Raw genomic sequence first — 24,118 nt, forward strand, 5'->3', positions numbered from 1 at the left:
CCCCCCCCACAAAAAAAAAAAAAAAAACAACAAAAAAAAAAGTGTGCCACGCCGTAGAGGCGGTCGCCGGCGTCGCCCAGGCCGGGAACGATGTAGGCGTTCTCATCGAGCTTCTCGTCCAGGGCGCCCAGCACCAGGTGGACCTTCTCGTTGTCGCCGTAGGCCTCCTCGAGGCGAGCCAGGCCCTCGGGGGCGGCGATCAGGCAGATGCAGGTGACGTCCGCGGCTCCGCGGTCAAAGAGGAACTTGATCGATTCGATCAGCGTGCCGCCGGTGGCCAGCATCGGATCGAGCACGAACACCTGGCGTCCGGTCAAATCGGAGGGAAGTCGCTCGGCGTAGGTGATGATGTCGAGGGTTTCCTCGTTGCGGGCCATGCCCAGGAAGCCGACCTCGGCGGTGGGAACCAAGCGGGTCATGCCCTCGAGCATGCCCAGGCCGGCGCGCAGGATCGGCACCACCAGCGGTGTCGGCTTGGCGAAGGCGATGCCGGTGGTCGTGGCCACCGGGGTCTGAACCTGGACCTCGACGGTCTTGACCTCGCGCGTTGCCTCGTAGGCCAGCAGGGTCACCAGCTCGTCGGTCAGCTGCCGGAAGACCGGCGACGGGGTGTTCTTGTCCCGAAGGACCGATACCTTGTGGGCCACCAATGGGTGGTCGATTACCTGTACGCGCATGCACCAAAATCTACCAGCCAAACGGGCACGTTCCCCGGCTTTCGCTTTCCGGCTTCGGGTGATTCCCGCCATTGACCGGCCTTTGGGCCGCGAGGAGAATGGGCCACAGACCGGGCCGGTCTCGACCTGGACACAACACGAAGCTGGCACCATGGACATCACCCACCCGCTTCCGGCATCCGCACTGCGGTCGCTGTCAGCGTCACTGCACGGGCTGCTCTTCACCGCCGCCGACCCCGAATACGGCGAGGTCCGCACCGTCTGGAACGCCATGATCGACAGGCACCCCATGCTGGTGGTCGGCGCCGCCGACGTCGCGGACGTGTCTCTCGCGCTGGCCTTCGCCCGTGAGCACGGGTTGCCGTTGGCGATTCGTTCCGGCGGGCACAACGTGGCGGGGTTCGCCACCGTCGAGCACGGCTTGGTGCTCGATATGCGTGCCCTGAACAGCGTGCACGTGGATGCCGCGGAGCAACGGGTGAGGGTCGGTGGAGGGGTACTGCTGGGTGAACTCGACCGCGCTACCAGCGCCCACGGGCTGGCGGTTCCCGTCGGGGTCGTCTCCAAGACCGGGGTCGCCGGGCTGTGTCTGGGCGGCGGCTTTGGCTGGCTCACCCGGCCCTTCGGACTGACCGTTGACAACCTTACGGCGGCGGACCTTGTCACCCCCGAGGGCGAGTTGGTCCACACCGACGACACCACCAATCCCGACCTGCTCTGGGGTCTCACCGGAGGCGGCGGAAACTTCGGGGTCGTCACCGAGTTCACGTTCAAGGCCCACCCGCTGCCGGAAACCCTCTATGCCGGGAACCTGATCTACCGTCCAAAACAGTGGAAGCAAGCCTTGCGCGCCCTGCGCGACTGGGCCGCCGGGCTCCCGGACCAGATGACGGTCATCGTCACTGCCATGGTGCCGCCGCCCGAGTGGGAGCTGGGCAACAGCAGCGTGCTCATCGTCGGATTCCTCTGGGCGGATCCGGATCATGCGGCCGGAGCCGCCTGCATCGAGGAATTCCTCGCGGCTGCGCCCACCGAGGAGCAGGATATCTCCCCCGTTTCATGGCCCGACTGGCAGTCCGTGGTGGACGAGATGTTCCCCAAAGGCGTGCGCGCCTACTGGAAGAACTCGGCACTGGATGACCTCTCGGACGAGGCCATCAACGTATTCACCGCCCGGGCGCGGCAACTCGACTGGCCGGGCATGGGCTTCGACATCCACGTCATGGGTGGCGCCATGGGACGGGTTCGCCCCGAAGCAACGGCATTCGAGGACCGGAGCTCCCCCTTCTGGCTCAACATCTACGGGTTCTGGAACGGGAAGGAACGCGACGACCACCATGTGGCTTTCATCCGCGGCTTCCACCATGAAATGCAACCCTTCACGCACGGCGGGGAGTACGTGAATTTTTCCAGCAGCGATGAGCACGTGCCAGGTGGCTTCGATGCCCTCGGCGTCTACGGGGCCGAAAAGCTCGCAAGGCTTACCGCGCTCAAACGCCGTTACGACCCGCACAACAGGCTTCGCCTCAACCACAACATCGTCCTGCCGAACGCTGGCTAGCCACGAGTTCGGGCAGCTGGTCGGCCGACTTCGGGCACAAGCAGGCAGCGGGGGTGCCTGCACCGGAACTAGACTTGGCCGGGTGAATCCTGAACAGCCCAGCCACCGCGACCTCATGGGCCTGGCCCTGGACGAGGCCCGTGCCGCCCTGGCCACCGGCGATGTTCCCATCGGCGCGGTGGTCATTGGCCCCGATTCAAAGGTGCTGGCCACCGGTCGCAACGAGCGCGAGGCGCATGGGGACCCCACGGCCCACGCAGAGCTCGTGGCCATCCGTGCCGCGGCCCAGGCGTTGCGCGACGCCGGGGCCGGGGATGGTTGGCGGCTGGAGGACTGCACCCTGGTGGTCACCCTCGAGCCCTGCGCCATGTGCGCCGGGGCCATAGTGCTCGCGCGCATCCCGAAGGTCGTCTTCGGTGCCTGGGACGAGAAGGCCGGCGCCGTCGGCTCGGTGTTCGACATCCTGCGCGAGCCGCGGCTGAACCACTGGGTCGAGGTCTACCCCGGGGTGCGGGAGGCCGAATGCGCAGCCCTGCTCACCGATTTCTTCCGCGCCCGGCGCCTGGACTAAGCCAGGGCCCGCTATTTCTTTCGCAACGCATCGAGCCTGGCGATGTTCTTCGCCCGCGACTTCGGCGAATCCAGGCTGAAGGACCTGAAGTCCCCCAGATCCTCGGTGATCCATGCCTCGACCTGCGAAATGCGCGAGCGCACGCCGGCGCTTGCGGGCTCGAACGTCCACCAGGCAATCCGGGTGCCTTCCGGGTCGTACTGCCACAATCCGATGATCCGGCCGCGGTCCACGATCGGGTGGTCCGAGAGATCGGCGGCCAGTGCCGACCCACTCATCCCCTGCACCGATTCGGTGCCTGCTTTGTCGAACAGGTCGGCCGCGTTCCGGCGCAGCAACACGAGCGAATCGGAGCCCGACAGCAGCTGGATGTCTTCGGCCGGCGGTACCTCGAATCCGGCGAGCCCGTCCACGTCTTCCGGCAGCATCCACAGCACGTCGCCGGCCGCGGTGGCGACTTCCACGGCCCCTGTTGCCTGCAGTGCCTTCTTGGCTTGGGCCACGGTGAAGGCGTTGAACCAGCGGATCTGTCCCAGCGTGGCCCCGCCCGTCCAACCCAGGAACCGCTCGAGCATCCGCGCCCTGACTGCTTCGTCGGATTCCCCGCTGGCAGGCAGTTCCCAAGCCACATAGGAGTAGCGCTGCTGGTCCAGCCGCCCGTTCACCGGCACGCGCCGGATCCGCCCGTCAGCCTGCAGGAGCCCGAGCGCTGCGGGCAGCGTGGTGCTGGCGCCCTTCTTCTTGCCTTCCTCGCCCATGCTTCGGACCTTGTCGCCCAGGATCTCCTTCAGCCCGCGGGGATCCAGTGCTTCCTCGGCGGTGCCCCGAGCCCGGAGCAGGACCCGCAGCACAGCTTCGGCCAGTTGCTCGATTTCTTCCCGCTCCACGCCCAGGCGCACCAACACCTTCACCGCGGCCTCCGCCGATGCATGCCCCATTTGCAGCCCCCAGGCATAGTCCTTGGCGGGCAGGACGTAGGTGCAGCCCCGTGCGGTGGGCAGTTCGTGGATGTCCTGCGCGGCGAGCGCGCCGTCGGCCTCGGGGCGGCGGATTCCTGCACGCGCGAAGAGCGTCAGGTAGGCGTTGGCGCCGCCGATCGACCGGGCCCAGCCCACGCGGTCCAGGACTGTTGCCGAATCACATCCCGCCAGCGAACCATCCAGTCCCTGGCGATGCCACGACCAGGCGCGCAGCACTTGCGGGGTCAACTTCTCCTGGGGAACTTGCGGCGTTTCGCTCTTCGTCGTCATGGCTACATTCTGCCCCGAAAGATGACTCGTTTTTGTTGTGGGCCATTTACCCGGTAGAGTGTTCTGGTCTGGTGACGTGTCCGAGCGGCCGAAGGTGCAACACTCGAAATGTTGTGTACGGTAACCCCGTACCGAGGGTTCAAATCCCTCCGTCACCGCCAGAAAAAGGCCCCGATTCCCCTCTAAACAAGGGATTCGGGGCCTTTTGCTTTGCCCGGAAATTGACCTCACAGCAACGCAACGCCAACAAAATTCTCGCAAGATTCCTCGTTTGGCGACGCCGGGCGGGCAACGCTCACTGGGGGCAACGCTCACAGTTCTTGTCGGCGGCGCCGACCCTTAAGGGCGAGGCCGCATGAGAGGCGGGTTGAGCACCGCCCGGACTGGTTCTCCCGCCGCGGAACGGGCCGCCGGCGCGAGCCGGAAAAGCGCCGCAGGGCGACCGGCTTCGCCCGCGGTCATTCGCTCGGTGTCCTCGAGGAAACCGGGGTTTCCCGTGGCCTTGCGGTGGAAGTTCCGAGGATCCAGGCGGGTGCCCCACACCGCCTCATACACGGCGCGGAGCTGCGCGATGGTGAATTCATCCCCGCAGAAAGCCGCCCCCAGCGGCGAGTACTCGAGCTTTGACCTGGCACGCTCCACGGCATCGGCCAGGATGCGCCCGTGGTCGAAGGCAAGTTCGGTTTCCCCCTCCAGAACGTGGCTGACCGGATACCAAGCGGCGTGCTCGGCGTCGCTTCCGGCGGACAATACGGGAAAGTTGGGCGCCAGCATCAGGTGGGCCACGGTGAGCACATCCCCGCGCGGGTCACGCCCCTTCGGCCCATAGCTCTGCAGCTGCTCCAGGTGCCCCGGGACCTGCTCGACCCCGGTCTCCTCCGCCAGCTCGCGGATCGCAGCCTCCCCGAGGCCCTCTCCGGCAAGCACGAACCCTCCCGGCAGCGCGAGTCTGCCGCGGAACGGCTCGATCAGGCGGGTGATCAGCAGGACGTTCAGGGCATCGTCGCGGACGGTGAGGGCGACGATGTCCACCGTCACCGGGAAGCGCGTGGGCTCCGGATGGGATTGAGGCATGCACCCATCATAAATACTTATCGTCATGTTGACAATAATTCAGTAAGCACTCTATGCTCGTCTTATCGTCAAAGTGACGACAAGTAGTGAAGTTTGAGGAGAACCCCCGCCATGGCCACCATCAAGCGCTACCCCTGGATCAGCCACTTCCTGGGCAGCCCCACCGGTTACGTTGTCCACCTGCAAAAGGGCGCCGTCAGGCACCAAGGTGTGGGCCAGGCGTTTTGGTTCCGGCCGGCGTCATCCGTACTCAGCGAGGTTCCCGTCGACGACCAGGAACTACCCACGCTCTTCCACGCCATCACCCGCGACCACCAGGACGTCAGCGTCCAGGCCAACGTCACCTACCGCTTCGTGGACCCGGTGTCCGTGGCCAGCAGGCTCGACTTCGGCCTCCAGCCGGCGGGCCCGGCAACCTCCGGCGGCAAGGAGCAGGTGGCCACCATCATCGGCCAGCTCTGCCAGAGCCACGCGATCGACCACATCGCCACCACCACGCTCGCCCAGTCGCTGGAACACGGCGTCAGCGAGCTTCGCAACCTCCTCACCGAGGCCCTGAGCGCGGACACCCGGCTGGTGTCCACCGGCATCGAGATCCTCGGCGTACAGGTCCTCGCCGTCCGGCCGGAGTCCGAGGTCGAACGGGCGCTTCAGACACCGGTCCGCGAACAACTGCAGGCCGAGGCCGACCGTGCCGTGTACGAACGCCGGGCAGTTGCGGTCGAACGCGAACGGACCATCTCGGAGAACGAGATGGCCAGCCAGATCGAACTGGCCTCCCGGCGCGAACACCTCGTGGCCCAAGAGGGTGCCAACGCCAGGCGCGAAGCCGAGGAACAGGCCGCCGCCGGCCTGGTCCAGGCCAATGCGGAAGCCGAACGCCGGGGCATCGGCGCCACCGCCGAGGCCAACCGGATCCGTTTGGTGGGCGAGGCGGAAGCAGCACGGGAAGCCGCCGCCATGGAGGTCTACCGGGGCATGGACCAGGCCACCCTGCTGGCTCTGGCGGTCCGCGAAGCCGCCGGCTCGCTGCCGAACATCGGTAACCTGACCGTCACCCCGGACCTGCTCAGCGGGGCACTGGCCGGGTTGATCCGGGAGCCGGGCGCCGCGGCCGCTGGCGGAAAGTAGGCCCGGCCATGGCAACACCTCGCCTCGTCATCGTCCATCGGCGCACCGAGTTGGCGGAATTGTTGGACCGGCACGCCACGCTCGGCCAGGCAGAGTTCTTTCTCCGCACCCGGGGCCGAACCCTTGTCGCCGTCCAGGCGCGCCACGAGCTGCTCGGCGCGGCGTTGGCAACCATCCGCGCCGCGGCGCCGCCCGACTGGCGCCGCGCCGCGGTGGAACGCGCAGACCTGGGCAGGTTTCTGTTCACCGCCGAGGACGTCATCGCCGTCGTGGGCCAAGACGGACTCGTGGCCAATGTGGCCAAGTACCTCACCGGACAGCCCGTCATCGGGATCGACCCGGAACCGGGAATGAATCCGGGCGTTCTGGTCCGGCACACCACCGCGGATGCCGCACGGCTGCTGCAGAACGCCGCCCCGGACGGGGACAGGATTGCGCTGCGCTGCCGGGAACTTGCCATGGTGACGGCGCGGCTCGACGACGGTCAGGAACTGTCGGGGCTCAACGAGATTTTCATCGGGCACCCTTCCCACCAGTCTGCCCGTTACCAGCTCACGACACCGGACGGACGGACCGAAAGGCACTCTTCGTCCGGGCTCATCGTTTCCACCGGAACGGGCGCCACCGGATGGTGCGCCTCCATAGCCCTCGAACGCGGAGGTCGGCCACTGCCGGACCCGACGGACCCCCGACTGGCCTGGTTTGTCCGCGAAGCGTGGCCCTCCCCCATCACGGGGACGTCCCTGACGGAAGGCGTGCTTGAAGCAAACGAACCGCTGCGCCTCACCGTGGCGTCGGACCAACTAGTGGTGTTTGGCGACGGCATGGAGCAGGACCGCCTCACCGCCTCGTGGGGACAGGAAGTCAGCATCCAGCTCGGCGTTCGGCCACTCCGGCTCGCATAGGAGCGGAGTGATTGGAAGGGGCAACCTAGGCTCTGCGGCCGTTGGCCAGCCACTGCTCAAAGGTCGTTGGATCAGTACGGACGGCGTTGGCGGGGAGCAGCCCGCCGTTCAACGCCTTCATTCCCGGCACCGGGACGCCAATGACGCGGGGATGCGGCCCACGGTGGTTCGCGGCGGCGTTGCTCCTGGCAACAAGGCGCGCCAGCCGGGCCATGTTGCGGGGTTCGGGACCTGCAAGTTCAACTCCAGCCGGAGCGTCCGACCCCGCCTCGGCCATGGAAACAACCAATTGCGCCACCGCATCGGCCGCGACCGGCTGGCAATGCATATGCGGCACCACCGCCACAGGCCCGAATTTCATCTGGTCCAGCAAGGTCTCGGCCAGCTCGAACCACTGGGTGGAACGAACAATGGTGGTGGGGATCTTGGCGTTTTGGTAGCGGGCCTCCTGCGCGGCCTTGCCCCGGTAGTAGCCCATGCGCCGGTTGACCTCCGGATTGCGGGCATTGATGATCGAGATGCACACCAGGTGCTTGACGCCTTCCTGCTCCGCGGAGCGAATGATGTTCTTGGCCGTGGTTTCATGGAAATCGATGCAAGCTCGCGCGTTGACCGATGTCATGTTGAGGCAGTCCACCACGGTATCGGCACCGCGCAGCGCCACCGCCAAGCCAAATCCCGTGTAGGCGTCAACGCCGGATGAACGGCTCGCAACCACCACTTCGTGGCCGGCCTCCTGCAACAGGCCGACGACCCGCTTGCCCATGTTTCCGCTGCCGCCGAGAACACTCACCCTCATGCATGTCAGCCTACGCCCGTTGGCGGCGTTGGTTCGAGGGAAGAGCGTGCCCCAAAAACCATCGGGTGCCGCAGGGGCAAGTCACTGGAACCTAGAGCTGCAGCCACCTGACCGTGCGCCGGTTCCTGAGCAGCACGAAGTGATGCAGGAGGATGACGACGGCAGCCCATGCGCCGCCGATGAGCAATCCACCCAGGACATCGGTCAGCCAGTGGTGCCCCAGGTAGATCCGGCTCCATCCCACGCCAAGCACAAAGCACGCCAAGGTGCACAGGACCAGGACTCGCGCCCAGAGGGTGCGCAAAATGAGGATCGACAGGTATCCGACGACCCCCAGGATCGCCATGGAATTCAGTGCGTGGCCGCTGGGGAAGGCAAAGGACGCGGGGAGCGGGGCAAGAACGCTGTCCAGTGAAGGCCGCGCCCGGCCCAGGGTGGCCTTGAGCACGACCGTCAATGCCACGGAACCCGCGGCCGTCACGGCGATGAGCACTCCCGGCCACACGCCACGGGTGCGCCATGAGAACAGGACTGCAATGCACAACGCCAGAATGGTCATGGCAGGGGTGTCCCCCAGGATGGTGAAGAACCAGGCCGCGTCCGTCGTGGCCGCATTCCGGTTCGACACCATCCATTCCAGGACCGGGATGTCCCAGACACTGGGAACCCCGCCGGCGCGCGCCGAAACCCAGATGCGGCGTGCCACGGCAAAAAGCCCCAGCAAAATGGCGAGGGAAAAAACCAGGATCGACCCGGCATGGCTGCGGTTCTTCCCGGTCCGGCGCGGCGAATTCATGAAATCCAGCCTAACGTCCGTGCCTTGGCACGGCCCGAAGCGGCAGCCCTCCTCCCCGCGTGCCGGAGGCTTGGACCGGCATACGGGAAGATGGAAGCATGACAATTCGCGTGCTGGCCATCGGCAAGAAACATGAATCCTGGGTGACCGAGGGCATCGAACGCTACGAAAAACGCATGAAAAAGCCCTTCGACCTCAAGTGGCAGCTGCTCCCCCACTCGGCACGCGAGGGGGATTCGGCCCGCGCCGAGGAATCCGAGCGAATCCTGGCGAAGGTCGATTCCCGGGATTTCCTGGTGCTGCTGGATGAGCGGGGCAAGAACATCGATTCCCCGACCCTGGCCAAGACCCTTCAGCGACCCTTCGACACTTCGCGGAACATCACCGTGGTGATCGGCGGCGCCTACGGGGTCGACGAATCGGTCCATTCCCGCGCCGACTTCGTCTGGAGCCTGTCAAAACTGGTCTTCCCGCACCAGCTGGTGCGGCTGATCCTCACCGAGCAGCTCTACCGAGCCCAGGAAATCTCCGGTGGCGGCAAGTACCACCACGTCTAGCCGGGCCCCTGCGGTAATCCGGCCCCTAATTGACCCTGCGAGCGCTTAGGCTGGGGTCGATGGCTAAGAATGTTGAAGCGGCGCACGTCCTTGAGCGGTTCACCCCCGCGACGCGGGCCTGGTTCGAGGGAGCCTTCGCCGCGCCGACGCCCGCCCAGATCGGAGCGTGGGACGCCATCTCCACGGGCCGACATGCCTTGGTCGTTGCCCCCACGGGATCGGGCAAGACCCTGTCGGCGTTCCTGTGGGCCCTGGATTCCTTCGCCCGCACCGCCACGGAGATCACGGCCCCCGCACTTCCGGGACTGGAATCGGGGGCGTCCAAGGACAAAAAGGCCGAGACCACATCCGGCGGCACCAAGGTGCTCTACATTTCGCCGTTGAAGGCACTTGGCGTGGACGTGGAGCGCAACCTGCGCGCCCCGCTGGTGGGCATCAAGGCCACCGCCGCGCACCTGGGACTCGCGGTGCCCCAGGTGTCGGTCGGCGTGCGCTCAGGCGACACCCCGGCCAACGAACGCCGCAAGCTGGTGACCAACCCGCCCGACATCCTCATCACCACCCCCGAGTCGCTCTACCTGATGCTCACTTCCAGGGCCCGCGAATCCCTGGTTGGCGTGCACACCGTGATCATCGATGAGGTCCATGCGGTGGCCGGCACCAAGCGCGGGGCCCACCTTGCGTTGTCCCTGGAGCGCCTCGATGCCCTGCTCCCTGCCCCCGCCCAACGCATCGGGCTCTCCGCCACCGTCGAACCGCGCGACGAGGTGGCCCGCTTCCTGGGCGGCACCGCCCCGGTGAGCATCATCGCCCCGCCGATCACCAAGACCTGGGAACTGAGCGTGCGGGTACCTGTCGAGGACATGACCGACCTGCCCGCCGCCGCGGCCGCCCACGACCTGGGACCCGGTTCCGGGCTGGCCCCGCAGGCCAGCATCTGGCCGCACGTCGAGGAACAGATCGTCGATTTGATCGAGGCGAACCGCTCCACCATCGTCTTTGCCAATTCGCGCAGGCTGGCCGAGCGGCTGACCGGGCGGCTGAACGAGATCCACGAATCCCGGGCGGCGGGGACGGACGCCGTCCCCGAAGCGACCTTCGCCTCCAACGGCATCGGTTCCACCGGAGCCGAGACGGGTGCAGGCACGCCCGCGGCGCGGGTCCAGCCGGGCACCGGAATGCCGGCTGCCACGATGGCCCAGGCCGGAACGACCGCCACCAGTGTCCCGGCGGGCGAGCGAGGGGCGGTGGCACCGTTGGCCCGCGCGCACCATGGCTCGGTGTCCAAGGAAACCCGTGCGAACATCGAGGACGATCTAAAGACCGGGGTGCTGCGGGCCGTGGTGGCCACCAGTTCCCTGGAACTGGGCATCGATATGGGCCTGGTTGACCTGGTGATCCAGGTCGAGTCCCCGCCTTCGGTGGCCTCGGGCCTGCAGCGCGTGGGCCGCGCCGGGCACCAGGTTGGCGAGACTTCCACCGGCACCTTCTTCCCGAAGCACCGGTCGGATTTGTTGAGCACCGCACTGACCGTCTCGCGCATGCGCGAGGGCAAGATCGAAAAGCTGCACATTCCCGCCAACCCGCTGGACGTGCTGGCGCAACAGACGCTGGCGGCGTGCGCGCTGGAGGACGTGGGTGTGGAGGCCTGGTTCGAGACGGTCCGCCGTTCGGCACCCTATGCCTCGCTGCCGCGCGCCGCGTTCACCGCGACACTGGAAATGCTGGCGGGCAAGTATCCCTCGGACGAGTTCGCGCAACTGCGACCGCGCATCGTCTGGGACCGCGACGCCGGGGTGCTCACGGGCCGGCCGGGCGCGCAGCGACTGGCCGTCGTCAGCGGCGGCACGATCCCGGACCGCGGACTTTTCGGCGTGTATCTTGTCGGTTCAGAGGATTCCTCCAGCAAGGACGGTGCCAAGGGCGGGCGCCGGGTGGGCGAGCTCGACGAGGAAATGGTCTACGAGTCCCGCGTCACCGACGTGTTCGCGCTGGGGGCCACCAGCTGGCGGATCGAGGACATCACCCACGACCGGGTGCTGGTCTCCCCGGCCTTCGGACAGCCGGGAAAACTGCCGTTCTGGAAGGGCGACACCCAGGGCCGGCCGGTGGAACTCGGCGAGGCGCTGGGCAAGTTCACCTCCGAACTGGTCAACCTGCCCGCCGAAGCCTCGCGGGAGAAGCTGGCCGGCATCGGGCTCGATGCCTTTGCCGCCGGGAATCTCTTGAACTACCTGGGAGCCCAGGCGGAAGCCACCACGGTGGTCCCCAGCGACAAGACGCTGGTGGTCGAGCGGTTCGTGGACGAGCTCGGTGACTGGCGGGTCATCCTGCATTCGCCCTTCGGGCTGCCCGTGCATTCTCCCTGGGCGCTGGCCGTCGGGGCGCGGCTGCACGAACGCTACGGGCTGGACGGCTCCGCGATGGCAGCCGACGACGGGATCGTGCTGCGCGTCCCGGCGATGGACGACGAACCGCCGGGTGCCGAACTCTTCTTCTTTGAGTCCGACGAAATCGAGGACGTGGTCACCGCGCAGGTGGGCAACTCGGCGCTTTTCGCCTCCCGCTTCCGCGAATGCGCCTCCCGCGCCTTGCTGTTGCCGCGTACCAGCCCCGGCAAGCGCACCCCGCTGTGGCAGCAGCGCCAACGCAGCGCCCAGCTGCTGGACGTGGCGCGGAAGTACCCGGATTTCCCGATCATCCTGGAAACGGTTCGCGAATGCCTCAATGACGTCTACGACCTTCCCGCACTGAAGAACCTGCTTGCCGCGGTGGGTTCGCGCGGCATCGCGGTGCGCGAGGTGCAGACCCGCACACCCTCTCCCTTCGCCCAGTCGCTGCTCTTCGGCTACGTCGCCCAGTTCCTCTACGAGGGCGATTCGCCGCTGGCCGAGCGCCGCGCCGCAGCCCTGTCCCTTGACCCGGCGCTGCTGGGCGAGTTGCTGGGCCGCACCGAGTTGCGCGAGCTGCTCGATGCCAAGGTCATCGCCCGCACCCAGGACGAGCTCCAGCGCACGGCAGAAAACCGCAAGTTGGCCGGGCTCGAGGGAGCGGCGGACCTGTTGCGGTTGCTCGGCCCGCTGGACGCCCAGGCCGTGGCGGACCGGCTGCGGCACGAGGACGAAGCCGCTTCCGCTGCCGACGCGGTGGAAGCCGCCGCCGGATACCTGGAGCAATTGGTCCGCTCCAACCGCGCCCTCGCGGTGCGTCTGGGCGGCAGGGAAGTGTTCGCCGCGATAGAGGATGCCCCGCGGCTGCGCGACGGGCTCGGGGTGCCGCTGCCGCATGGCGTGCCGCTGGCGTTCATCGACCCGGTGGCCGACCCGGTGGGCGACCTGGTCTCCCGCTTTGCCCGCACCCACGGGCCCTTCACCGCCGGGGACGTCGCGGCCGCACTGGGCCTGGGCGTCGCGGTGGTGGTTTCCGTGCTGGAGCGGCTGGTGGCGGATTCCCGGGTCATGGTAGGGGCCTTCCGACCCGCCGAAATGCTCCTCGAGGCCCCGGCAACCGGCGGCAGCACCACTGAGTACTGCGATGCCGGTGTGCTGCGGATGATCCGCACCCGCTCGCTGGCCGCCCTGCGCGCGGAGGTCGAGCCCGTGGACCAGGAGACCTTCGCCAGGTTCCTGCCGGGCTGGCAGGGCATCGGCGCGGGACTGCGCGGCATCGACGGGGTGCTGGCGGTCATCGAACAGCTGGCCGGGGTGCCGGTTCCGGCCTCCGCCCTGGAATCACACGTGCTGCCCGCCCGCGTCCGTGACTACCGGCCCGCAATGCTTGACGAACTCATGAGCGCCGGAGAGGTGCTGGTTTCCGGCGCCGGCGCGCTGGCCGGAACCGACGGCTGGATCGCCCTGCACACCGCCGAGAACGCGCCGCTGAGCCTGCCGTTGCCCGACACCTCGGCTCTGGGCCCGCTAGCCACCGAGCTGTTCTCGGTGCTGGGTTCCTCCGGCGCCTACTTCGTGCCGCAGCTGGCCCGGTTGCTGGCCGTCGCACCCCCGGACGGTTCCGGCACGGCGTCGGGAAGCGAACCGTCCTCCGCGGAAGTGCTCGAGGCCCTGTGGGAACTTTTCTGGGCCTCGGCCGTCGCTCCCGACACCCTGGCGCCGATCCGCCAGCTGGTCTCCGGTGGCAAGGCCGCGCACCGCGTGCCGGCACTGGCCCCGCGGGCGCGAACAGCCCGGCTGGGGCGCATGGCGATGCTGCGATCTTCCCGCACTGTTGGAGCTGTCGATGTGACCGGCCGCCGCCAGCTCCCCGATTCGGCTTCCGGCCGCTGGGGCGCCCTGCCCGCCCCGGAAAAGGACACCACCATCCGCGCCCACGCAGCCGCCGAGTTCTTGCTCGAACGCTACGGGGTGGTGACCCGCGGCTCGGTCGCCGCCGAATCGGTGCCCGGCGGATTCGGACAGCTCTACCGGGTGCTGGGCCGGCTCGAGGAGGCCGGGCACACTCGCCGCGGCTACTTCGTGGAGCGGCTTGGCGCCGCCCAGTTCTCCACCTCCGCGACCATCGACAGGCTCCGTGCGCTGGTCCGCGAACCCGGACACGGGGCGCCTCCGGTGGCGCTGGCCCTGGCGGCCACCGACCCGGCCAACCCGTACGGGGCGGCATTGGGCTGGCCGGAGGCCGCCGGCGGGCACCGCCCCGGGCGCAAGGCCGGCGCGCTGGTGGTGCTGCTGGACGGCGCGCTGGCCCTGTACGTGGAACGCGGAGGCAAGACGGTGCTGGGCTTCGGCGCCCTGTCCGGGGACCAGGATTCCGCCGCCGCGGATCCCGCGGTGCTTGATGCCATAGCGACCGAGTTGGTGGCTGTGCTGCGACGTGCAGCCATCGCCAAGCTGGGAATCGAGAAAATCAACGGGAAACCTGTTCTCGAAACGCCCGTCGGGACGGCCCTGCTGCGTGCCGGGTTCTATTCGAGTCCTAGTGGACTGCGTTTTAGGTCCTAGGTAATTTCGCGGTTTCCACCCGTGATTCACCGACACCGGCTAGGCTGGGTGGTCTAGGTCACTTGATACTTGAGGGCAAGTGCATCCTTTACTAGCAGGATTGGTGGTTTTAGCGATGCCCGAAGGGGATACAGTTTTTCGCACGGCCCGTCGATTGGAGGCCGCTCTGGGGGGCAGGGCCTTGAGCGTGAGCGATTTTCGCGTACCCGCCCATGCAACCTTGTCGTTGGTGGATTGGATGGTGGAGTCGGTCGTTTCACGCGGCAAGCATCTGCTCATCCGCACCCGCCCGCCCGTGAAGGTATCCGCCCCTCCGCTGAGCATCCACTCGCACCTGCTCATGGAGGGTCACTGGGACGTCTATGCCACCGGGGAACGCTGGCGGTCCCCGGCGTTCAAGGCACGCGCGGTGCTGGGCAACAAGGCCTTCACCGCGGTGGGCTTCGAGCTCGGGTTCCTGCACGTGTTGCGGACCACCGACGAGGTTGAAGTCATTGGCCACCTGGGCCCGGACCCGCTGGGGCATTCCTGGGATCCGGACGAAGCACTGCGCAGACTGCTCATCGACCCGGAGCGACCCATTGGATTGGCGTTGCTCGACCAGCGTCTGATTTCCGGACTGGGCAATGTGTATCGTTCCGAGCTGCTCTTTATCACCCGGGTGCACCCACGCACCCCGGCGGGCGAGGTGGAGGACCTGGGCCATATGGTCGACATTGCCCACCGCCTGCTGCATGCCAACAAGGACCGCGCCCGGCGCGTGACCACGGGCTCCGACGGGATGAACCCGTACTGGGTCTATGGCCGTGCCGGCCAGGCGTGCCTTCGCTGTGGTGGCACCTTGCAAAAGGAATCGCTGGCCGAATCCACGCGCAGCGCCGAACGAGATGTGTTCTTCTGTGCCTCCTGCCAGGGCTCCTACGTGCCCAGCGGCGGCCGTACGCGCTGACAGAGCCCCCCCCTGTCGCACCGGGGCAGGCCGTGCACACGTGGAAGACTGGTGTGCATGGCCATGACTTCTCCCCTTCCCGTGCGCAACGGTGTCAATGCAACCCGTCTGCGCGTGCCTTCCGGAGGCCAGTGGGCAACGGTGTGCGAATACATGCTGCATCGATTCGGGCACGTCGACGCCCAAGGCATCGCACGTCGCTTCCAACAGGGCGAGGTCGTGGGCCTTGACGGGGAGTCCCTGGATGAGCACACGCCGCTGGGCGCGCACGAATTTATCTGGTACTACCGAAACCTGCCGGCCGAGGAACCCATACCCTTCACCGAGACGATCCTGCACCACGACGAAAACCTGCTGGTCATCGACAAGCCGCACTTCCTGCCCACCACCCCCGGCGGTCGCTTCATCCAGCAGTCAGCCCTCGTGCGGCTGCGCAACCGCGTGGGCAACCCGGAGCTGATCCCCATGCACCGGCTGGATCGGGCGACGGCAGGAATCCTGCTCTTCTCCACCAACCCGGAGACCCGCGGCGCCTACCAGACGCTGTTCGAACGCCGCGAGATCTCCAAGACCTACGAGGCGGTTTCGGCGCTTGAGCCGGTCGCGGGGCGCCCGGCCGGCGAGGTCCTGGGCACAGGCGGGCTCGGTGGAAGCGCCGAGGAACGCAGCGGCAACGCGGTCGACGGAACGGCCGGACCGGGAAACGACCTGCTCACGGCCGCCGCACTGCACGACCGCCTCGACGCGCTGGCGCACGAACCGCTGGTGTATCGCAACCGCATGAGCAAGATCAAGGGGCAGTTGCGCTCGTTGGTAGAGCAGGGGGAACCGAACGCAGAGTCCCTCATTGAGCTGATGGGCACCGGGACCTCGAACGGGCACTTTGCCGGGCTCCGGGTCGCCAAATTCAGGCTGAGCCCGCACTCGGGCAAGACCCACCAGCTGCGCGTGCACCTGGCGGCCCTGGGACTCGGAATCCTCAACGACCCGTTCTACCCGACGCTGCTGGACTTGGCCGCGGATGACTACAAGCGCCCGCTGCAGCTGCTGGCCCGCAGCATTTCGTTCATTGACCCTCTCTCCGGGACACAGGTGCGTTACACCTCGGAACTGGAACTCTCCGAATCTCCCACCTGAGCAGGACCGGAAGGGATGGTCGCCGAGGCTCTGCCAACGGCCATGGCGTAGCTCACCTTTGCCGGTCGAGCGGCCGGGCGTGGGAAGTGGACATCACCTGCGGGTTGTTGGGTACGCTGGAAGCCATCCGATGAGCAGATGCGCCAAATGCATCGCGGCGATGAAGGAGCTGAACATGAACAATTCCGATACCAAGACCTCCGCCGCGTCAAGCAAATCGCAGAACCCGGGCTCGACTTCCGACAAGGGACATCCGGCCAAGACCGGACCGACGGAGTCCGAACAAGCCAAGACCCCCGAAGCCGGCGAAGCAGATCCGGCCAAGACCGAGCCGATGAAGCCCACGAAGCCGCCCAAGGCTGCAGGTCCGTCAAACTCGGGCCAAACGCCGAAGCCAGGTGCCAAAAGCAACATCGCACCCACGCCGCCTGGCCCCACCGATCTGGTCCGTGAGGCCGGGGAGACCGCCCCGGTTAAACCCGCAGAAGCCAAGGAACAACTCTCGAAACGCATTTCCAGGCCCGTGCCGCATCGCTCCGTCCCCGAACCCGACACCGTGGATGAAGTCCTCAAGAAGCCCGCGGACCAGGTACTCGGCGAGTCTCCGTTGCGCCACCTGACGGACGGGCAATCGTCGAAGGACAAGGACGCAACCATTGTTCCCGCCAAGACGATCGCCGGCGGCTTCAGCGGACTGAACAATTGGCTGGATTCCGTGCCCGCGCCAAATCTTGAACGCCTGGGCGACAAGATCTACGCAGCCCCTGCCACTTTCAAGAGGCGGTGGCACCGGTTGCGCGTCGAACGGGCCAAGGCCGCAGAGAACAAGGAACAAGAACGGTTGGTGGAGGTCGCCCGGGCCGAGGCGAAGACGGAAGCCGCCAAGCGTGACGCCGCGCGCCTTGCCCACCAGGCCAAGCTCGATGCCGCCGCCCGGCAGGCCGACGAGGCACGACTGGCCGCCCAGACACAGTCCGAGGACCGCGCCAGGGGTGCCGAAGCGGCGAGGTTCCATGCCTCGGACCCCCTCCAGCCCGATGATGCGCAAGCCGTCGAGTCCCCGGTGCACGACGAGCCGGAATTGCATGCCGGAAACCTGGTTCCAGGTCCTGCCACAGACTGGTATCCAGCGGAGCACGCCGCTCCCGGTGAAGACATTGTGGTTTCCGACTCCGGGACCTCGGTGGCAGCCACTCCGGCCCCGCCAATGGATCCGGAGCATCTTGCGGCCCTGGTTGCCAGCGCCAAGGCCGCAATAGACCAGCAACAGGCCACGGCCGAACCGGTCTACGAGGCACCTTACGTCCTGCCGGAGACCGGCCCCAACCCCGTCGAGGAACCATCGGACATGCGCCGTCGAATCCTTGGCAGCGCTGCCACCGTGGCGGCGGCAGCTGTGTCCCTGGCCAGCCTGGAGACGTTGTCCTCCGGCACCGTCGAATCCCTGGGTTCCAATTACTCCTTGTTGTCGCTGGCTCCCAGTGCGCACCTGATCTGGCCAGTCGTCCTTCTCTGGGCGGTGGCGGGTGCAGCCTACTCGTGGGCGCCCTCGCAGCGCTCCGCGATGCGCCAACGCGCCGTCGGCAATTGGTTTGCGCTTGCCTGCGTGGGCAATGTGCTGTGGATGCTCAGCGCCGTGAACGACTGGCTTTTCCCCGCCTTCGGTTTTGCCGCGGCAAGCTGTTGGTTCCTGTACACCTCAGTGCGCGAGCTGAACCTGAACACCGCCCGTACCACGCGCGAACGGATGTTCACCGATGCACCCGTCAGCCTGATGACCGGTTTCAGCATGGTCGTGTTGGCGTCCGCCTTCATGAACATGCTGCAGTCCTGGGGTGCCGGCGGAGCGGGCATCTGGATCGCAACCCTGTTGGTGCCTGCCCTGGGCTACGGTGCCACAAGCCTGTCCATGACCGAGCGCGGTCGCATCATCATGGCCATCGGATTTGGCTGGGGCATGTTCTGGCTGCTCGTGCCACGGGTATTGGGAACCAACAACTCCATCTGGATCGCCATCCTCGCGGGAATGGCCGGTTTCGTGGTGCTGTTGGCAACCGAGAACCGGCGCTACCAGATCCACCATGCCGAGCACCGCGCCGCCCGCGGCAAGCCGACTGACTTTTCCTAGGACGCGAGATCCTGCCGCACGCCTAGCGCCGCAGCGTCATCCAGCGTCCACGGGTGCGGCGCAGCACCACGAGCTTTTCGCTCACCGCCACCCTTTCCACCGCCGCGCGCATGGCAGCGGCCGATGCAACGGCGCGCATATCAGGGTTCCCGTCTTCCTCCACGGTGTAGCGCACGGTGATCCGCGGTACCCCGGCGACCACGTCGAGCTGGTTCGCATCCACATGGTGGCCGTCGGCCAGCGATGCCACGGCGGTGTCCATGACGGCTTCGGGCGCGTGCCCGGGACGAAGCCCCGTGATGTTCAGCTGGGCGCGATAGGAAGGCATGGAAACAAGCCTAATGCTTGTGGATTCGGCATGGCCACATCGCGATCCCCCCTGAGGCGACGGAGCGACCGGGCGCTGAAGTGGCACACTGGGTTCCATGAGTGCACCCACGAATTTCACACTGTGGCGCCGCATGCGCGACGAAGGCCTGGCGGTCCCGTTCGGGTGGCTTTCACTGAGCAGCTACCAGTGGCTGCCCGAGGATCCCTGCCTATTGGACCTGGTTCCGGGAAGCTGGAGCGCCGATGCCACCGGGGCGACCGCGGACTTCGAGGTGTCGGACTCCGTGACCACCCCGGATGGCGACCCGGTTCACGGTACGTTGGCCAAGTCCCTGCACGAGGGCGAGTCCATGCATTTCATCCGCCACGGTGACACCCTGGTGGAACTGGGCGTGCGCGGGGGCAGGTACATGATCCGCACCCGCGAGCGCACCCATCCCCGGCTGAAGGCCTTCACCGGCGTCCCGGTCTTCGACCACGACCCGACCTTCATCGTCCCCGGGCGCTACTCCGCATTCCACGCCCCGAAGGTGGTGCCGATCGACAGTTTCCGTTCCGACACCAGGCTCAGGGCAGAACTGGTCGGCGAGGTCGGATTCGAGCTGGCCGGACACCGCGCGTCCCTGGCTGCTTCCCGGAACGCCAATGGTTCGCTGACCCTGTCATTCCGGGACCAGACGAACGGGGTGCAGACGGCTTCCTGGCGCTTTGTCACGGTCAAGGACCCCGGCACGAACGGGGAAGTCGCCATTGATTTCAACCGCTCCTTGAACTACCCCATGGCATTCTCACCCCATGCGGTGTGCCCGGCACCGGTGCCGGGGAACCGGCTCGAAGTTCCGGTGCGCGCCGGGGAGCTCATGCCCCGCTGAGGGTTTTGCTCCGCGGTCCGGCTACTTCGGTCCCATGCGGATGGCCCCGTCCAGGCGGATGGTTTCACCGTTGAGCATCTGGTTGGCCACGATGTGCTCCACCAGGGCCGCGTATTCGGCGGGCTTGCCCAGACGTGCCGGGTGCGGCACCTGGGCACCGAGCGATGCCTGCGCTTCGTCGGAGAGCGAGGACATCATCGGGGTCTCGAAGATGCCCGGGGCAATGGTCATGACCCGGATGTAGTGACGGGCCAGTTCGCGGGCCAGCGGCAGCGTCATCGCGGCGACGGCGCCCTTGGAGGCGGAGTAGGCGGGCTGGCCGATCTGCCCGTCGAAGGCGGCGACAGAGGCGGTGTTGACGATGACCCCGCGCTCGGGGGTTCCGGTGGCCGGGTCGATGACCGGGTCGGTTGCAGCCATGGCCTCTGCCGCCAGCCGGACCACGTTGAAGGTGCCGGTGAGGTTGATGGCGATGACCTTTTCGAAGGTGGACAGCGGCAGCACGCCCTCGCGCCCCAGCACCTTGCCGGGGGTGGCAACCCCGGCGCAGTTGACCACGATGCGCAGGTTTCCCATGTCCGCGGCTGCGGCAATGGCGGCTTTGACCTGCGCTTCGTCGGTGACGTCGGCGGCCACAAACCTCGCCCGCGGCCCCAGTGCCGCCGCTGCCTCCTCGCCCTTCGCGGAGGGCAGGTCAACCAGCACCACCTGGGCGCCCGCGTCGTAGAGCACCCGTGCGGTGGCGGCCCCGAGTCCGGAGGCTCCCCCGGTGACCAAGGCGACTGAGTCGGTGATGAGCATGGTGCGGTTCCCTTCGTCTGCGCTGCTGTGGACCCGTCCCCTGCTGCCGGCCGGCGCTCGGCGCCGACCTAGCTGGGTTAGTGGCCATTAACTCACTTCAGACTAGACCGGGAAGCGCCGGGATAGAAGAGTGCCTCCGGCTCGTCGAGTCGAATGCGGCACGTAGACTGCAGCCATGGGCCGCTTTATCTTGATTTCGACGAGGGAACACGACCTTGCCGCATCCGACGAGGTGCGCGGCGTCTTGGATGCCAGCGGGCTCGATGCCGATGCGCTGCGCGTCATCCGCTTGGAGCGCGAACCACTGGGTTCCCTTGACGGGCTGGGATTGGAGGACTGTCCGGGCATCATCCTGGGCGGCAGCCCCTTCAATGCCTCGGACCATCCGTCAACGAAATCAGCGACGCAGCTGCGCTGCGAGGCGGACCTTTCCCGGCTGCTCGATGTGCTGGTGGCCGAGGACTTCCCCTTCCTGGGCGCCTGCTACGGCGTTGGCACCCTCGGCACCCACCAGGGAGGGAGAATCGATACGCACTTTGGCGAACCGGTGGGCACCTCGCGCATCAGGCTCACCGGCCAGGGACGCCGCGATCCGCTGCTGGCCGGGCTGCCGGAGGAATTCGATGCCTTCGTGGGGCACAAGGAGGCCGTCTCCGAGCTGCCGGAATCGGCGGTGTTGCTGGCCGATTCGGCTGCCTGTCCCGTGCAGATGTTCAGGGTCAAGAGCAATCTCTATGCCACCCAGTTCCATCCCGAGCTTGACCCCGCCGGACTGGCCCAGCGCATCATGATCTACCGCGATGCGGGCTATTTCCCCCCGCAGGATGCCCAGCGGCTGCACGACGAGGCGATGGCCGCACTCGTGGAGTGGCCGGCACTGATCCTGCGCAACTTCGTGCGGCGCTATGGGGCCGAAAGCTAGAAGATCCCTTGCCCGGCATCGAGCCGGGCCACGTAGTCGGCGATCTTCCTCCGCCGGGTCTCATCCCCCTTGACGGTGTGCAACCGGTAGTAGATGGCGAATCGCTCGCTGGCGCCGAGGGCTGCCAGCGTTTCCTGCGCCCGCGGAAATCCGGAAACCGCCTCGAGGAAATCGGCGGGAAGCTGCGCCGATGCCTGCCCCGCATAGGCTTCGTCCCACCTCCCGTCGGCTTTGGCCGCCTGGACCGCGGCGGCTCCCGCCGGCTGAATCAGGCCGACGGCCTCCAGCCGCTGGACGTGTTCCACGTTCCTGGCGGACCACTTGCTGCGCGCGGTGCGCGGGGTGAATCTGTTGGTGAAGCTGTGCTCGTCGCGCGCGTTGCGCTGGCCGTCGATCCAGCCGAAGCACAGGGCCTCGTCCAGCGCCTGCGCGTAGGTCAGGCTTGTGGTGGTTCCGCCTTTCTTGTGCAGCACCAGGTTCACGCCCGGATGGCTGGCGTGGTGCTCCTGCAGCCAGGCGCGCCACGCGGGGGCATCGGGCACCAACAGTTCTTCCAATGGGATCGCCATGGACCCATCATTCCACCGGCCACCGGGGGCGACCAGCGGTGGCCTTGTGGCAACGGCGGCTATATTGCTAGCATCCGTTACATGGCAGCGAACAGGGACGAACACAGCGACAAGATCCAATTCAATGTCTACCTCCCGGCGCCGCTGGTGCGCCGCGTGAAGCACGCCGCCGTCGATGACGGCAGCAGCCTTTCCGCCTTCGTGGAAAAGGCCCTCGCCGAGTACCTGGAGCGGCGCTGATGTTGCGCGTGCGGCCCGTGGTGAACACCGGGCACGCCGCTGCCTGGGCCGAGCTGTTGCTGGCCATTGGGCTTGCCGGTTTGCCGCACGGAACTTCCGGGGAACGGTGCTTTGCCGCGGGTTCCGGACGCGTTCTCCTCCGTACCGCGCCCTCCTTCGCCATCGAGCTGGGTTTCGAGGTGCGAGACCTGGACAAGTTTGCGCAATGGACCCGCAGCGACGGCACCGAGGTGCTTCTGCGCACCACGGACGCCGGACCCATCGGGCACATCACCGCCGATGACCGGCTGGAATTCACGGCCACCCCGGTGAACGCCGGTGTCACCGCCGGATCGGGACTCCAGTCCACGCCGGGTTCGCTCGGCGTGCTGGCTGTATGGAACACTTCCGACGTGCCGGGCTCCGCGCAGACGCTGCGAAACATCGGCGCGATCCAGTCCCCCGGTGGGCCAGGAGCATTGGATGCGCACTTCAGGGCCAAACATGGCGGGTACGTGGACCTGCGTCCCGCCGCAGCCACCCGGGTCGACCTGGAACTCGGCATCGACGGCGACGCCGGGCACCTGGCCGCGCGGTTGGAGGCCGCCGGGCTGTGGCCGCGCTTCGCCACGGGGACCCACGGCCGGACACTGCTGGTGGCGCACCCGGATGGCGGGGACCTGCGGGTCGCCGAACGCCACCACCATGCCCAAAGCCCGGCACCGCGGGAATAGCCCGGACGGCGCACCTGTTGCCACCGGGCATGAGCAAACTCTTTACTCCTGTCGACCTTGCCGCGCCCGAGGGCCCGGGCCTGACGCTTCGGAACCGCACCGTGCTGGCACCCATGTGCCAATACTCGGTCGACAATCGCGACGGCGTGCCGCACGCTTGGCACCTTGCCCATCTGGGCGCCCGCGCCGCCGGGGGCTTCGGCCTGGTGTTCACCGAGGCCGCCGCGGTCACCGCCCAGGGACGCATCAGCGACAGGGATGCCGGCATCTGGAACGATGACCAGTCCCGGGCGTGGGCCCCCATTGTCGACTTCATCCATTCCCAGGGCGCGGCAGCCGGCATCCAGCTGGCCCACGCCGGTGCCAAGGCCTCGACGCATGCCTGGCTGCCCCAGCCCGCTGCCGCCGGACAGGTCGGCAGCCTCGGCGAGGAGGACGGCGGGTGGGAAACCGCCGCTCCTTCGGAAACCGATGTCTTCGGGCTCGACTCCCCGCTCGCCATGAGCGGCGAGCAGATTGCCGCATCCATCCGGGACTGGGCCGAGGCGGCGCGCCGGGCCGACGAAGCGGGGTTCGATGTCGTCCAGATCCATGCGGCGCACGGCTACCTGATCCACCAGTTCCTTTCGCCGCTGACCAACACCCGCACGGATGAATACGGCGGAAGCTTCGGGAACCGCACCCGGTACGCGCGCGAGGTGATCACCGCGGTGCGTGCCGCCTGGCCGGCGCACAAGCCGCTGGCCATCCGCTTCTCCGGGGATGACTGGGTCGATGGAGGGTGGCGGATCCAGGACACCGCGCGTTTCGCCGCCGAGGCCTTTGAGCTGGGTGTCACGGCCTTCGACCTGTCCAGCGCGGGGATCGGCAAGTACCACGGGCCCAGCGGCCCGGGCTTCCAGGTGCCGCTGGCCACCGCCGTGAAGCAGGCGGTCCCGGCGGCCTTCGTGACGGCCGTGGGCATGATCAACGACCCCTCGCAGGCCGAACAGGTGCTGGTCACCGGTGCCGCCGACGGGGTGTCGATCGGCCGTGCTGCCCTGAAGAACCCGAACTGGCCGGCGGTGGCCGCCGCCGAGCTGGGTGCATCGCGCGAACAGGTGCCCTTCGCCGCCCAGTACTGGCGCGCCCACTGGTAGTCACACCGGTGCGGGGCATTCGGCCGGCCGCGCGGGCACGCG

General features: G+C 67.3%; 21 protein-coding genes, 1 tRNA gene and 1 pseudogene. 15 read left to right on the top strand and 8 right to left on the bottom strand.

Going from position 1 to position 24,118, the window contains the following annotated elements; genetic code table 11:
• Nucleotides 1-44: 44 nt before the first annotated feature.
• Nucleotides 45-677, bottom strand: a pseudogene (upp, locus tag Q2T94_RS04575) (uracil phosphoribosyltransferase); the annotation flags it as partial.
• Between the two features lie 151 nt (nt 678-828).
• On the opposite strand from upp, the gene Q2T94_RS04580 reads away from it, so the two are divergent.
• Both Q2T94_RS04580 and tadA read left to right on the top strand, forming a co-directional pair.
• Nucleotides 829-2,238 carry an FAD-binding oxidoreductase gene (locus Q2T94_RS04580; protein WP_302263039.1) on the top strand — a complete coding sequence of 470 codons (1,410 nt, stop codon included), beginning with the start codon at nt 829-831 and terminating at the stop codon, nt 2,236-2,238.
• 82 nt (nt 2,239-2,320) lie between these two features.
• The gene (gene tadA, locus Q2T94_RS04585) at nt 2,321-2,809 is read left to right on the top strand and encodes a tRNA adenosine(34) deaminase TadA (protein ID WP_302263040.1); all 489 of its coding nucleotides are present in this window, start codon (nt 2,321-2,323) and stop codon (nt 2,807-2,809) included.
• An 11-nt stretch (nt 2,810-2,820) separates the two neighbouring features.
• Here the strand turns inward: tadA and Q2T94_RS04590 are convergent, their stop codons facing one another.
• Nucleotides 2,821-4,059 carry a DNA glycosylase AlkZ-like family protein gene (locus Q2T94_RS04590; RefSeq protein ID WP_302263041.1) on the bottom strand — a complete coding sequence of 413 codons (1,239 nt, stop codon included), beginning with the start codon at nt 4,057-4,059 and terminating at the stop codon, nt 2,821-2,823.
• Nucleotides 4,060-4,129: 70 nt separating this feature from the next.
• Here Q2T94_RS04590 and Q2T94_RS04595 point away from each other — a divergent pair.
• Nucleotides 4,130-4,220: transfer RNA gene (locus tag Q2T94_RS04595), tRNA-Ser, on the top strand.
• A gap of 178 nt (nt 4,221-4,398) precedes the next feature.
• Here the strand turns inward: Q2T94_RS04595 and Q2T94_RS04600 are convergent.
• Entirely contained in the window at nt 4,399-5,133 is a 735-nt protein-coding gene (locus tag Q2T94_RS04600) for an NUDIX hydrolase (RefSeq protein WP_302263042.1), read from the bottom strand.
• A 111-nt stretch (nt 5,134-5,244) separates the two neighbouring features.
• On the opposite strand from Q2T94_RS04600, the gene Q2T94_RS04605 reads away from it, so the two are divergent.
• Together Q2T94_RS04605 and Q2T94_RS04610 are read left to right on the top strand one after the other, a co-directional pair.
• A complete protein-coding gene (locus Q2T94_RS04605; RefSeq protein WP_302263043.1) occupies nt 5,245-6,264 on the top strand; it encodes an SPFH domain-containing protein in 1,020 nt (339 codons plus the stop codon).
• An 8-nt stretch (nt 6,265-6,272) separates the two neighbouring features.
• The gene (locus Q2T94_RS04610; RefSeq protein WP_302263044.1) at nt 6,273-7,169 is read left to right on the top strand and encodes a diacylglycerol kinase catalytic domain-containing protein; all 897 of its coding nucleotides are present in this window, start codon (nt 6,273-6,275) and stop codon (nt 7,167-7,169) included.
• 25 nt (nt 7,170-7,194) lie between these two features.
• On the opposite strand, the gene Q2T94_RS04615 is transcribed toward Q2T94_RS04610, so the two are convergent.
• Both Q2T94_RS04615 and Q2T94_RS04620 read right to left on the bottom strand, forming a co-directional pair.
• On the bottom strand, nt 7,195-7,968 hold the full coding sequence (locus tag Q2T94_RS04615; protein WP_302263045.1) for an SDR family oxidoreductase: 774 nt from the start codon (nt 7,966-7,968) through the stop codon (nt 7,195-7,197).
• A gap of 91 nt (nt 7,969-8,059) precedes the next feature.
• Nucleotides 8,060-8,764 (bottom strand): phosphatase PAP2 family protein, encoded by a 705-nt coding sequence (locus Q2T94_RS04620; protein ID WP_302263046.1) that lies wholly within the window; start codon nt 8,762-8,764, stop codon nt 8,060-8,062.
• Nucleotides 8,765-8,862: 98 nt separating this feature from the next.
• On the opposite strand from Q2T94_RS04620, the gene Q2T94_RS04625 reads away from it, so the two are divergent.
• The 5 genes from Q2T94_RS04625 (at nt 8,863) to Q2T94_RS04645 (ending at nt 18,490) form a co-directional block, all read left to right on the top strand.
• On the top strand, nt 8,863-9,321 hold the full coding sequence (locus Q2T94_RS04625; protein WP_264271157.1) for a 23S rRNA (pseudouridine(1915)-N(3))-methyltransferase RlmH: 459 nt from the start codon (nt 8,863-8,865) through the stop codon (nt 9,319-9,321).
• 59 nt (nt 9,322-9,380) lie between these two features.
• Entirely contained in the window at nt 9,381-14,276 is a 4,896-nt protein-coding gene (locus tag Q2T94_RS04630) for an ATP-dependent helicase (RefSeq protein ID WP_302263047.1), read from the top strand.
• 115 nt (nt 14,277-14,391) lie between these two features.
• Nucleotides 14,392-15,225 (top strand): DNA-formamidopyrimidine glycosylase family protein, encoded by an 834-nt coding sequence (locus Q2T94_RS04635; protein ID WP_264271155.1) that lies wholly within the window; start codon nt 14,392-14,394, stop codon nt 15,223-15,225.
• A gap of 63 nt (nt 15,226-15,288) precedes the next feature.
• Nucleotides 15,289-16,362: a pseudouridine synthase gene (locus Q2T94_RS04640; RefSeq protein ID WP_302263363.1), complete on the top strand. Its 1,074-nt coding sequence runs from the start codon at nt 15,289-15,291 to the stop codon at nt 16,360-16,362.
• Between the two features lie 175 nt (nt 16,363-16,537).
• Entirely contained in the window at nt 16,538-18,490 is a 1,953-nt protein-coding gene (locus Q2T94_RS04645; protein ID WP_302263048.1) for a TspO-related membrane protein, read from the top strand.
• A gap of 22 nt (nt 18,491-18,512) precedes the next feature.
• Here the strand turns inward: Q2T94_RS04645 and Q2T94_RS04650 are convergent, their stop codons facing one another.
• A complete protein-coding gene (locus Q2T94_RS04650) occupies nt 18,513-18,818 on the bottom strand; it encodes a hypothetical protein (RefSeq protein WP_302263049.1) in 306 nt (101 codons plus the stop codon).
• Between the two features lie 97 nt (nt 18,819-18,915).
• Here Q2T94_RS04650 and Q2T94_RS04655 point away from each other — a divergent pair, with 97 nt between their 5' ends.
• On the top strand, nt 18,916-19,692 hold the full coding sequence (locus tag Q2T94_RS04655) for a DUF1684 domain-containing protein (protein WP_302263050.1): 777 nt from the start codon (nt 18,916-18,918) through the stop codon (nt 19,690-19,692).
• Nucleotides 19,693-19,713: 21 nt separating this feature from the next.
• On the opposite strand, the gene Q2T94_RS04660 is transcribed toward Q2T94_RS04655, so the two are convergent.
• A complete protein-coding gene (locus Q2T94_RS04660; RefSeq protein WP_302263051.1) occupies nt 19,714-20,493 on the bottom strand; it encodes an SDR family NAD(P)-dependent oxidoreductase in 780 nt (259 codons plus the stop codon).
• Between the two features lie 175 nt (nt 20,494-20,668).
• Here Q2T94_RS04660 and Q2T94_RS04665 point away from each other — a divergent pair, with 175 nt between their 5' ends.
• Nucleotides 20,669-21,415: a glutamine amidotransferase gene (locus tag Q2T94_RS04665; RefSeq protein WP_302263052.1), complete on the top strand. Its 747-nt coding sequence runs from the start codon at nt 20,669-20,671 to the stop codon at nt 21,413-21,415.
• Here Q2T94_RS04665 and Q2T94_RS04670 read toward each other — a convergent pair.
• A complete protein-coding gene (locus Q2T94_RS04670) occupies nt 21,412-21,984 on the bottom strand; it encodes a YdeI/OmpD-associated family protein (RefSeq protein ID WP_302263053.1) in 573 nt (190 codons plus the stop codon). The genes Q2T94_RS04665 and Q2T94_RS04670 overlap by 4 nt on opposite strands.
• Nucleotides 21,985-22,065: 81 nt before the next feature.
• Between Q2T94_RS04670 and Q2T94_RS04675 the strand changes: the two genes are divergently transcribed.
• The 3 genes from Q2T94_RS04675 to Q2T94_RS04685 are packed head-to-tail and all read left to right on the top strand — an operon-like array spanning nt 22,066 to nt 24,076.
• On the top strand, nt 22,066-22,224 hold the full coding sequence (locus tag Q2T94_RS04675) for a ribbon-helix-helix domain-containing protein (RefSeq protein ID WP_264271147.1): 159 nt from the start codon (nt 22,066-22,068) through the stop codon (nt 22,222-22,224).
• Nucleotides 22,224-22,937, top strand: a complete 714-nt coding sequence (locus Q2T94_RS04680) for a hypothetical protein (protein ID WP_302263054.1) — start codon at nt 22,224-22,226, stop codon at nt 22,935-22,937. Before Q2T94_RS04675 ends, Q2T94_RS04680 begins: the two co-directional genes overlap by 1 nt.
• A gap of 29 nt (nt 22,938-22,966) precedes the next feature.
• Complete coding sequence (locus Q2T94_RS04685; RefSeq protein WP_302263055.1) at nt 22,967-24,076, top strand: oxidoreductase; 1,110 nt, start codon at nt 22,967-22,969, stop codon at nt 24,074-24,076.
• Nucleotides 24,077-24,118 lie beyond the last annotated feature (42 nt).

The organism is Paeniglutamicibacter sulfureus, from assembly GCF_030512175.1.
Taxonomy (GTDB): domain Bacteria; phylum Actinomycetota; class Actinomycetes; order Actinomycetales; family Micrococcaceae; genus Paeniglutamicibacter; species Paeniglutamicibacter sulfureus.